The organism is Paenibacillus mucilaginosus 3016, assembly GCF_000250655.1.
Classification (GTDB): Bacteria; Bacillota; Bacilli; order Paenibacillales; family NBRC-103111; genus Paenibacillus_G; species Paenibacillus_G mucilaginosus.
Genome location: NC_016935.1, coordinates 2,634,718 through 2,645,728 on the forward strand (window position 1 = coordinate 2,634,718; position 11,011 = coordinate 2,645,728).

An 11,011-nucleotide genomic window follows, 5' to 3' on the forward strand; every position below is an offset into this window, starting at 1 on the left:
CCATGCTCAGCAAACTGTGGACACCTTTGGCATCCGGATCCAAACCTGAGCTCAGAAAAGTGCTGATTATCGCTTCGCTGCTTGCCACGGTTCCGGTCTTGATCATGGGAGCCGTAGCCTACTTCACCGCAAGCGGCCGATTTATCGAGGAGATCCGGGAGGCCAACCGGCAGACGATGCTGCAGATCCAGCAGCGGATCGACGAGAAATTGATCACGCTCGAGAAGATAGCCCTTCAGAACGCCGTGAATCCGACGCTTTCGCGGTTTGTTTCCTTATCGAATCCGGAAGAGGATTTTGAGACCCTGGGGCTGACGATGACCCTTCTCAATTCCATACAGGTATTGATCGAGGATATAGACGCGGTCTACCTCTACCGGCCGGATCAGCATCTTGTCGTGTCGCCGAACCGGGGCCTGGTGGGGGAAGAGGTGCTGCCGGAGTATGTAAGGGAGGCCGTCAGTCTGAATCCCTCCAAAGTCTGGCTTGATCATAAGCTGGAGTCGGAGCTCGTCCGGGATGGCTTCCACCAGGTGACGTTCGTGCGGCGGATCAATACCTCGGGCCAAACGCCGGCAGGCTATTTGATCGTCAATTTGAACGACACGGCTTTCTTCCGCGTGTTCAGCAACATGAAACTGGGCTCCAGAGAGCTCGTGATCGTCACCCCGAGCGGCAACGTATTTGCGGATGGCTCCAGCAGTCTTCTGCAGAACCCGCTCGCGCAGTATCCATTTTTTCAGGAGCTGATGAATTCCGATGAGCGCGAGATGCTCATGACGGAGCAGGTCGATGGAAGCCCCATGTCCATCAATTATTTGAAGTCGAATTATAACGGCTGGAAGTATGTCACGATGATCCCCTACAGCGATCTGACTCAGCATCTGCAAAAAATCAAGCAAACGACGTTCCTCATCTGTCTCCTGCTTGTATTGATCAGCGTAACGGCGACCGGGGTGCTATCCAAACGGTGGTACCGTGCCCTGCAGTCCTTGATGGATCTCATCAAGAACAAGGGCGGGCTGGCGGAAGCGCCTCACAGCCAGAATGAATTCGCGGTGATCCGGCATTATTTCGACTCGCTGCATGAGAATAACGAAATTCTCAGGGAACAGATTCAGGAGTCGATGCCGCTGCTGCGTGCCAACTTTATTCAGAACCTGCTGACCGAGCCGTTCCACAGCAGCATGATCGAACGTGCGGAATACTATAACATCCCGGTGCAGCATGCCTATTATACCGTTCTTTGTATTGAACTCGACAACACTCGCGGACATACGGAGCAGGATTCCAACCTCTTTCATTATGCCGTGATTAACATTTCCAAAGAGATGATCAGTCATCATGCCGAGGGACTGGTGATCCGGATGCATAACGGGCATATTGCCATTCTCATCAATCATGACGCGGAAGAACCGTCGCTGGCCGATCTCAAGACGAAGTCGTTCCTGGTGGCCGAGGAGATCCGCAGCGTGGCGGAAAGTCTGCTTCATATTACGGTAACCATAGGGATCGGGCGCAGCTACGAAGGGCTCGGACAGGTAAGGACCTCCTACGGGGAAGCGCTGGAGGCATTGAAGTACCAGCTCGTCGAAGGCAGCGGAAGGGTCCTGTTCGTCGGGCAGATCAAGGCGGAGACCTCCTCGTTCGCGTATCCTTATGACCTCGAGCAGCAGCTTCTGACCTGTCTGAAGCTGGCGAATATGGACAAGATCAGCACGCTGCTGGACGATTTCGCGCAGGCGCTGAGGGCGGAGATCGTGAGCCATGAGCATGTCCGCCAGTCGTTCATTCAGCTCATCGCCGCTTCCCTCCGGGGATTGTACGAGATCGATCCGAACAGTACCCGGGTTCATGACTACAATCTCTACGAGCGGCTGAATGAACTGAATACTTCGGACAAAATCGTGGGCTGGCTGAAGGCGGAGGTCTATCCGCCGATGGTCGGGCACATCAATACGAGAACGGCCAGCCGCAACCACAGCACCATCCAGAAGGCCCTGGATTATATGCATGAGCACTATGATACGGACCTGTCCATGCCGCAGCTTGCGTCCATGATCTCCATCCCGGTATCCCAATTCAGCCACTTGTTCAAGGTGGAGGTCGGGATGTTTTTCTCCGAATATTTGATTGCGCTGCGCATGGAGAAGGCGAGAGAGCTGCTGGAGACGACGGATTTCAAAATATCCGACATTGCCGAAAAGCTCCGCTACAATAACTCACAGAATTTCATCCGGGTGTTCAAAAAGATGAACGGCATGACCCCGGGGGAATACCGGACACGCCATGCGAAAGAGAAGCCGGAACAGAAGGCGGCTCAAGGGGTGAATAAGTAAAGGGAGCGTTGGCGTTGTGGAAGCGCATCCCTCCAAACGAAGTGCCGTTCAGCAGGCTGGAGGTAAGCCGGCTGCCGATGACCGGGAGCAGCTCCGCCCGGCCCCGTGTCCGAACTGAGGCTGATTCCGATCGGGTGGTCGGGATCAGCCTTCCTTGTTTCTCCCCCTGGGCCTAGTCATCTCGGATGATTGCAGCTTGGAGCCCTTCAGTGCCTCCAGGACCCATAATCAAATCATCTGATTATTTTCGGGGAAGCCCCCGCGTGATAATCTGGGAACCAGCAAGGCGACTACCAGCTTGTCAACGGGAGGTTAGAAACAGTGGATGTAAGACATGAGGTTATAACGGCGAAAGGCATCGCCGCCCCCAAAGGCAGGTTTGCCTTTTTGAAGAAGGAATGGATCCGGAACAAGTATCTGTACCTGATGCTGGTGCCTGTGCTCGCTTACTACCTGATCTTCCATTACGGACCGATGTACGGTCTGCTGATGGCATTTCAGAAGAGCTACAGTCCGGTCAAAGGCATTCTTGCGGGGACGTGGGTCGGCTTTGACAACTTCACTTCTTTTTTCAACAGCTTCTACTTTTGGAGACTGCTTCGCAATACGGTGATCCTGAGCATGCTCAGCATCGTATTCGGGTTTCCGGCTCCGATCATTCTGGCTCTGCTGCTCAATGAAGTGAGGCATAAGTGGTTCAAAAGCACGGTACAAACCGTAAGCTATCTGCCGCACTTTATCTCGGTCGTGGTTGTCGTGGGGATGCTCAACGCGTTCTCCGCGCTGGACGGCGGCCTGTTCAACATCATCCGTTCGTTCTTCAGTCTCCAGCCGATCATGTTCTTCACGGAAGCGGACATGTTCCGGCCGATGTATGTCTTATCGAATATCTGGCAGGGAGCGGGATGGGCCTCCATTATCTTCCTGGCGGCACTGGCGAATATCGATTCCCAGCTCTACGAAGCGGCCAAGATGGATGGTGCCGGCCGGTGGAAGCAGCTGCTTCACGTCACGATACCGGGCATCATGCCGACCATGATCATCATGCTGATCCTGCGCCTCGGCGCCGTCATGAACGCGGACTTTCAGAAGATTTTGCTGATGCAAACCGCCTCCACCTACGAAGTATCCGACGTGATATCCACGTTCGTGTACCGTTCGGGTGTGCTGGAAGCGAACTATACGTATTCGACGGCCATCGGCTTGTTTAACGGCGTCATCAACTTTGCGTTCCTCGTGATCGCGAACGCCATCAGCCGCAAAGCCAATTCGTCGAGTCTGTGGTAGGGGGGACCAAGAGGCTATGAAACCAACGGTTGGCGAACGCATATTTGACGGGTTGAACACGCTGCTTCTTCTGCTGGTCATTTTCATCTCGGTCTATCCCATGCTTTATATCTTCAACTCCTCCGTCAGCGATCCGGATGCGCTGCTGCGCAACCGATCCTTTATGTTCCTGCCCGAAGGCTTCCAGCTCGAGGCTTACAAGCAGGTGCTGCAGAACCCGAAGGTATACAGCGGGTATATCAATACGTTGTTTTATGTCACGGTCGGCACGGCCGTGAATCTGCTGATGACCTCGCTTGCGGCTTATGCGCTTTCGAGAGCGGATCTGTACGGCCGCAAGTTCATGATGAAGCTCATCACCTTCACCATGTTTTTCGGCGGAGGCATGATCCCTACGTTCCTGCTCGTGCAGAATCTGGGGCTGGTCGACAGCCGGATGGCACTTATCCTTCCCGCGGCGATCAGCACCTTCTACTTTATTATCATGAAGACGAATTTCGAGAGTATCCCCAATGAGATGATCGAATCGGCGAGGCTGGACGGCGCCAACGACTTTACGATTCTGTTCCGGATTGTGCTGCCGGTCTCCAAGGCCATTCTCGCGGTGATGACCCTGTATTACGCGGTGGACCATTGGAATGAATATATGGGACCTCTCTTGTATCTGCGGGATCAGGGATTATATCCGATTCAGATCGTGCTGAGAGACATCCTGCTCAGCAGCAGCATGGAGTCCATGGGCCCCGGGGCGGATACGGGCTATGCCATCGGCGAGAACATCAAGTATGCCACCATTATCATCTCCACGCTTCCGATCGTTATGGTGTATCCGTTCATCCAGAAGTATTTTGTCCAAGGGGCTTTAGTCGGCGCTGTTAAACAATAATCGAGCAACACATGGAACTCTAATCGGGCACGTAAACACCAAGATGGAGAGGATGTTGTACATGAAGAAAAAGCTGATGCTGATCGCCTGCAGCACCGTATTAACCGCAGGCACCCTGACCGGATGCGCGGACAAAGGCGGGGAAGCGGGCACGAATTCCACGCCAATCGAGGGGGAGAAGCTCACCTCGATTCCGCTGCCGATTACGAAGGAACCGGTCACGATAGAGTACTGGCGGGCCAACGACGCCAAGGTAACGGCATCGCTGCAGAATTTCGGCGGAATCGCAGCGTACAAGAAGAAGGAAGAACTGACGGGCATCCAGGTCAAATGGACGCATCCGCCGCTCGGACAGCAGAAGGACCAGTTCAACCTGCTTGTGGCTACGAACGACATGCCGGACGTCATTTATTATAACTGGTATGACGCGGTGGGCGGTCCGGAGAAGATGCTGGCAGACGGCCGGATCATCCGTCTGAACGAATACATCGATCATTATGCGCCGAACCTGAAGAAGCTGATCGAGTCCGATCCGGACATCAAGAAGCAGATCTCGCTGGACGACGGGACGATCTATATGTTCCCCTACATCCGTTCGGAGGGCAGAAAGCTCAATGCCACCGCGGGCCAGATTATCCGGAAGGACTGGCTGGACAAGCTCGGGCTGAAAGTGCCGACGACCATTGACGAGTGGTATACCGTGCTGAAGGCATTCCGGGAGAACGATCCCAACGGAAACGGGAAGAAGGACGAGCTTCCGTATACCGGCTCGAGCGCCGGCAGCCTGAACAGGCTCCACGAGTTTGCTCCGGCCTTCGGCGTCATCGGCGGCCTGCAGTTCAAAGACGGCAAAGTCGTCTACGGACCGCTGCAGCCCGAATATAAGACGTTCCTGGAGACCATGGTCAAATGGTATGGCGAAGGGCTCATTGACCCGGAAATCATCACCAATGACGGCAAGGCGATCGATTATAAAATAACGAACCATCTGGCCGGTACGTTCGGCGCAGGCGTCTTCAGCGGGATCGGGAAATACATGAACCTGATGAAGGATACGAATCCCCAGTTCAATCTGACGGGGGTGCCGCAGCCGATCGGACCTGCAGGGAAGCCGTATTCCAAGGACGACCTGGACATGAAGGTGCTGTCGTACGGGGAAGCGATAACGTCTTCCGCAGAGGAAGACAAGATCAAATACATCGTGCAGTGGATGGACTTCAACTACAGCCCGCAGGGGCATGAACTGTTCAACTTCGGCATTGAAGGAGAAAGCTATACGAAGGAAGGCGATGCGGTCAAATTCACGGATACCATCCTGAAGCATCCGAAGCTGACTTATGACCAGGCGCTTGCCTCCTACGCGCTCTCGGTCATGGACGGTCCGATGAACCAGGACGGCCGGTATCTGGACGCCCTGATGTCCTTCCCGGGGCAGAAGGAGGCGAATGAGGCATGGATGAAAGCCGATGATTCCCTTGCGCTTCCTACCTATCTGCGGTTCACGGAAGACGAGTCCCGCATCCGCGCTTCCGTCCTGAACCCGATCACGACGTATGTGAACGAGATGATGACCAAGTTCGTGACAGGGAAGATCCCGCTCTCCGAGTACGACAAATTCACCCAAACGATTCAATCGATGGGAATCGACCAAGTGGTCAAGATCTATGAGGATGCTTACGCCCGTTCCCAGAAGCGGTAAGAGAGAATTGGAGAATCGCCGGGGGAACCGTTCAGGGAGATCCGGCGGTTCTCTCTTTGTATGAATCAAGATCCGTGCATGATGGGAATCAGCAAACAATCCAGGATAACGAGGTACAAGGTATGCACGAATTCGATGTTATGAAGAGGCAGTTCGCCGCTCCCCCTGCGGAGTACAGCCCGATTCCGTTCTGGTTCTGGAACGACGAGCTGTCCCGGGAGGAAATCATCCGGCAAATTCACGATTTTCATTCGAAGGAAGTGGACGGCTTCGTGATTCATCCGCGGATGGGGCTTCCGCGTTCGATGCCCTATTTGTCGGAAGCGTATATGGAGCTGGTGGAAGCGGCTGTGGCCGAAGCCGACAGGCTCGGCATGCGGGTCATCCTGTATGACGAAGGCATGTACCCTTCGGGATCTGCGTGCGGGATGGTCGTAAAGCATAACCCGGGCTATGCCAGCCGGGGACTGCAGCTGAGAGAGTACCCGTGCCGGGAGGGAGAACCCTTAGAGATCCCGGTGGTACTGCCGCCGGGGGACACCGTCGTCTCGGCGCTGGCGGTTCGCAAGCTTGCCGAAGGAGAGATCGAGGCGGAGCTCACGCTGGTGCTCGGGATCGAACAAGGCCGCGTGAGGTTCACGCCTCCAGCCCCCGGCAGCTGGTCGGTCCTGCTCTTCGTCGATACCCCTTCGGGAGGAACCATCCGCGGGGTTCATCCGGGCCAGGACGATGGGGAGCCCGATGCGCCCGCAGCCGCCGACCTGCTGAACCCGGAGGCGGTGCAGACCTTCATCCGGCTCACGCACGAGACTTATTACCGGAAGCTCAGCCGCTGCTTTGGCACCACGGTAATCGCGATGTTCACGGACGAGCCGGATCTGCTCGGCCGCGGGCATACGAAGGGGATCAAGCCCTGGACCCGGGGGCTCATCGGAGAATTTCTCGGGAGCGGCTGCCTGGAAGAGGATCTGGCGGCGCTGTGGTATGATGCCGGAGAGGACACGGAACGCGTCCGCGAAGCCTTTGAGACCGTGGTTCGCAGCCGGCTGTCCCGAACCTACTACAAGCCGCTCGCCGATTGGTGCGAAGCGCACGGGATCGGGTTGACCGGCCATCCGGCAGGCAGTGACGACATCGGGCTGCTGGAGCCTTTTCACATTCCAGGTCAGGATGTCGTGTGGAGATATATTGCCCCGGAGACAGAGAGAGGGCTGACCGGCGTACACAGTACGATGGGCAAGTGCTCGTCCGACAGCGCGCGTCATCGGGGCAAGCGCAGGAATCTGAACGAATGCTTCGGTGTCTGCGGGATCGAGGGAGGCTGGTCGCTGAGTGCGGACCATATGAAATGGTACCTGGACTGGCTGTTTGTCCGCGGCGTCAATCTGATCGCCCCGCATGCTTTTTATTACTCCATCCGGGGAGAACGCAGGGACGAACGTCCGCCGGATGTCGGGCCGCATAATATCTGGTGGCCGGAGTACGCCCGGTTCTCGAGGTACATCAAGCGGATGAGCTGGCTCATGACGGACAGCAGGAACGGTGCGAACGTTGCGGTGCTCGCAGGGGCTGCGTATCTGCCCTGGAAGATCGTGAAGCCGCTGTATGAGGGGCAGATCGAGTTCAACTACTTGGAGGAAAGCCTTCTGCGCGGTTCCTGCGAGTGCAAGGACGGGACGCTCAGCATTGCCGGTTACCGCTATGAAACCGTCTTGATTGAGGACGGCAGATGGCTGACGCCGGACAGCCGGCAGGTGCTGGAGACGTTCGCGGGACAGGGCGGCCTGGTCATCGAGCTGGGAGAAGGCAGCGGATTCACCAGGGAGATCGGTCAGGTTCGCGTGGAACGGGCGGAGGAAATTCCCGATGTGCTGGAGCGCAGGATCGGAAGAGAGGTCTCGCTCGAACCCGCGTCGGATGCAGTGCGAATCAGCCGCGTGACGAAGAACGGCATCCCCTTCTACGTCATCGTGAATGAGGGCGAAGCCCGTTACGAGGGAACGCTTCGGATGAAGCAGAGAGGTCATGCGGAATATTGGCGGCCTTGGACAGGGGAATGCAGTCCGGCAGGGATACAGCCTATCCCGGAAGGCCAGATCGTTCCTGTCACCGTGGAGCGCAGAGAATGCCTGGTCATCGCCGTGGATCCTCATTCCAATCCTGCGGCAGCGGATGAGCATCCAGGTAAGACCGAGGAAGTTCAAGACTTATCCGAAGGCTGGCGTGTGATCGAAGGACCGTGGACCGGCGAGCTCCCGGCACTATCCTCCTGGACCGGTTGGGAGGGCATGGCGCATTACTCCGGGACGGTTACGTATGAGAAACGTTTCGAGCTGGAAGATCCGGCGGGCTGGGAGGAGCTTCAGCTCGATCTGGGGGACGCACACGAGCTGGTCCGGTTAACCGTGAACGGCCGGGAAGCGGGTGTCCGGATGTGGAGTCCCTATGTGTTTGACGTGGGGAGCGAGCTGCAGCAAGGATGGAACATCCTGCGCGTATCCGTCACGAACAGCCTGGCGAACCGTTACGACGGCCGGTCTCTGCCGTCCGGTTTGCTCGGACCGGTACGTCTGTTAAGTTCCGGCCGCAGAGGAAGCCTATAGCCTAAAAAAAAGCTGAAGCCCGTGAATCGGGCTTCAGCTTTTCGTCTTATTGCCCCGCAGGCTGCGCCTGGCTCATCTCCACGCACATGAGGGTGAAGGCGCCTGCACCGTGCAGGTCATTCTCGCTGGTAGGACGGGCGATGTAGTGGGCGTAATCGCCAATCCCCGTGCCGATGCAGATGTTGCCGATGACGACGCGGTCATTCTCGTCGAACTTCAGCGTATCGATCACACCCTGATATCCTTTCCAGGCGTACTCGAGATACTTGGCGTCCAGGTAACCCAAGCGCACTGCTTTGGCAATGGCATGCACGAACAAGGAGGAGCAGGAATTCTCCAGCCAGTTATCCGGACGGTCTCCCTTGTCGATCACCTGATACCACAATCCGGTCGCCGGGTCCTGGAACTTCGTCAGGGCGTCGAGCAGATCCTGCAGGATGGCGGTCAGCGCGGCTTTGTCTTGATGATCCTCCGGCAGGTACTCGAACATTTCGAGCAGGGCGACCGGATACCAGCCGATGGCACGGCCCCAGAATTCCGGAGCGAGGCCGGTCACAGGGTCGGCCCACGCGGCCTCTTTGGTTTCATCCCAGCCGTGATACAGTAACCCGGTGCGTGGGTCCTTGGTGTGCTTGGCCATCAGGAGAGCCTGATAGGTCATCATGTCGAAATATTCGCTCTCCCCGAACGTCTTGCCGAACTGAACGGCAATCGGCCCGGCCATATATAATCCGTCGAGCCACATTTGATTCGGATAATGTCCCTTATGCCAGAACCCGCCCGACGGATTGGTTCTCCAGGATTTTAACAGGGGGACCAGCGTGTACAAGGCTTTCTTGTATCGTTCATCACCTGTTTGCTCGAACAGGTTAAAGAGAAGCACGCCCGGCTGAATATCGTCCAGTTCATCGGTTTTGTACTTCTTGATGCTGCCGTCGGCGAGTACCTGGCTGTCCACCCAGCCTTTAATGTAGTCGTAATACTTGGGATTCCCAGTCTGCCGCCAGCATTTTTCCATCCCGGACAGGAAGACGCCCTGATGGTAATGGAACCGGTCCGGCGGAAGCAGCTCGGGCTCGAATTTGGCCATAAGCGCCTCGCAGGCCTTCTCGGCCCATTCTATGGGGGTCAGCGTGGATACGGATGAGTTCATGGATTTTCCTTCCTCCTTTTTGATCTTAGCTCTATCATAGCACTTGGATATGTACATTTATTGCCGTTATCGTCTATTTCTTCTTATATTTTGCGGTATAATCAAGGAACGAACGGAAGGAGAGGAGAGGCTCTCGTTGGAGGATCTTCATTTTCACAACGACAGGGGAACATTCATCGTATCCCACCGGAAGGCGTTAAGCCATCACATGCCGGACAGCCATTTTCACAGCACCTATGAAATTTACTATCTCATGTCCGGGAAGCGAGAATTCTTTATTAAAGACCGGACGATGGTGATCCGCGAAGGCGATCTCGTCATCATCGCTCCGAATATTCTGCACCGGACGACCAATGCGGAGATGCCGATGCATGAGCGCTTTATCGTGAATATGCATGAACAGGATATGATGACGGCAGGGGGCTATAACGAGATTCTGCAGCCGCTGTTCGAGAAGGATTACCTGATCGTCCCCTGCTCCCTGCATGACCGGCTTTCAGTCGACGCGCTGGTGCACGGTGTAATCCAGGAGATGCAGGAGCGGAAGCCCGGATTCGAGATGTATGCCCAGACGCTGGTTCTGCAGCTGCTCATCACCTGCTGCCGGCTGCTCCGGCATAACACCATGGAGCCGCTGGTGTCCCCGAGCCCCATGCATGAGAGAATTTCGGAGATCGTGCAGTATATCAACAGCCGCTATATGGATGAACTGTCCCTGAATCTGCTGGCGGATACCTTCTACGTGAGTCCCTATTACTTGAGCCGATTCTTCAAGGAAGCAACGGGCTTCACCTTCGTGGAATATGTGAACAGCGTCCGGATCAAGGAAGCGAAGAAGCTGCTGGAGCGCTCCACCCTGAAGGTCAACCTGATTGCCAAGAAAGTGGGCTTCGGCAGCATTACGCATTTCGGCCGGGTGTTCAAGGCGGTAACCGGTCATGCACCGTTATACTACAGAAAAGCGAAGGAGCCGGTTCAACCCGTTGAACGGTAGGATCATGAACGGAAAGATAATCATCTCAGATGATTATTTGCCGGGTGGTC

The 11,011-nt window shown here is 55.9% G+C and carries 7 protein-coding genes; 6 read left to right on the forward strand and 1 reads right to left on the reverse strand.

The window, feature by feature from the left end:
- Positions 1-2 precede the first annotated feature (2 nt).
- The 5 genes from PM3016_RS11480 (at position 3) to PM3016_RS11500 (ending at position 8,814) form a co-directional block, all read left to right on the forward strand.
- Entirely contained in the window at positions 3-2,339 is a 2,337-nt protein-coding gene (locus PM3016_RS11480) for a helix-turn-helix domain-containing protein (RefSeq protein ID WP_014369575.1), read from the forward strand.
- A 321-nt stretch (positions 2,340-2,660) separates the two neighbouring features.
- Positions 2,661-3,626 carry an ABC transporter permease gene (locus PM3016_RS11485; RefSeq protein ID WP_014369576.1) on the forward strand — a complete coding sequence of 322 codons (966 nt, stop codon included), beginning with the start codon at positions 2,661-2,663 and terminating at the stop codon, positions 3,624-3,626.
- A 16-nt stretch (positions 3,627-3,642) separates the two neighbouring features.
- Positions 3,643-4,512, forward strand: a complete 870-nt coding sequence (locus PM3016_RS11490; protein WP_013915714.1) for a carbohydrate ABC transporter permease — start codon at positions 3,643-3,645, stop codon at positions 4,510-4,512.
- Between the two features lie 61 nt (positions 4,513-4,573).
- Positions 4,574-6,211: a type 2 periplasmic-binding domain-containing protein gene (locus PM3016_RS11495; protein ID WP_014369577.1), complete on the forward strand. Its 1,638-nt coding sequence runs from the start codon at positions 4,574-4,576 to the stop codon at positions 6,209-6,211.
- A gap of 122 nt (positions 6,212-6,333) precedes the next feature.
- The gene (locus PM3016_RS11500) at positions 6,334-8,814 is read left to right on the forward strand and encodes a glycosylhydrolase-like jelly roll fold domain-containing protein (protein ID WP_014369578.1); all 2,481 of its coding nucleotides are present in this window, start codon (positions 6,334-6,336) and stop codon (positions 8,812-8,814) included.
- A 46-nt stretch (positions 8,815-8,860) separates the two neighbouring features.
- On the opposite strand, the gene PM3016_RS11505 is transcribed toward PM3016_RS11500, so the two are convergent.
- Positions 8,861-9,967 (reverse strand): glycoside hydrolase family 88/105 protein, encoded by a 1,107-nt coding sequence (locus tag PM3016_RS11505; protein ID WP_014369579.1) that lies wholly within the window; start codon positions 9,965-9,967, stop codon positions 8,861-8,863.
- Between the two features lie 136 nt (positions 9,968-10,103).
- On the opposite strand from PM3016_RS11505, the gene PM3016_RS11510 reads away from it, so the two are divergent.
- Complete coding sequence (locus PM3016_RS11510) at positions 10,104-10,961, forward strand: AraC family transcriptional regulator (protein ID WP_014369580.1); 858 nt, start codon at positions 10,104-10,106, stop codon at positions 10,959-10,961.
- Positions 10,962-11,011: the final 50 nt, after the last annotated feature.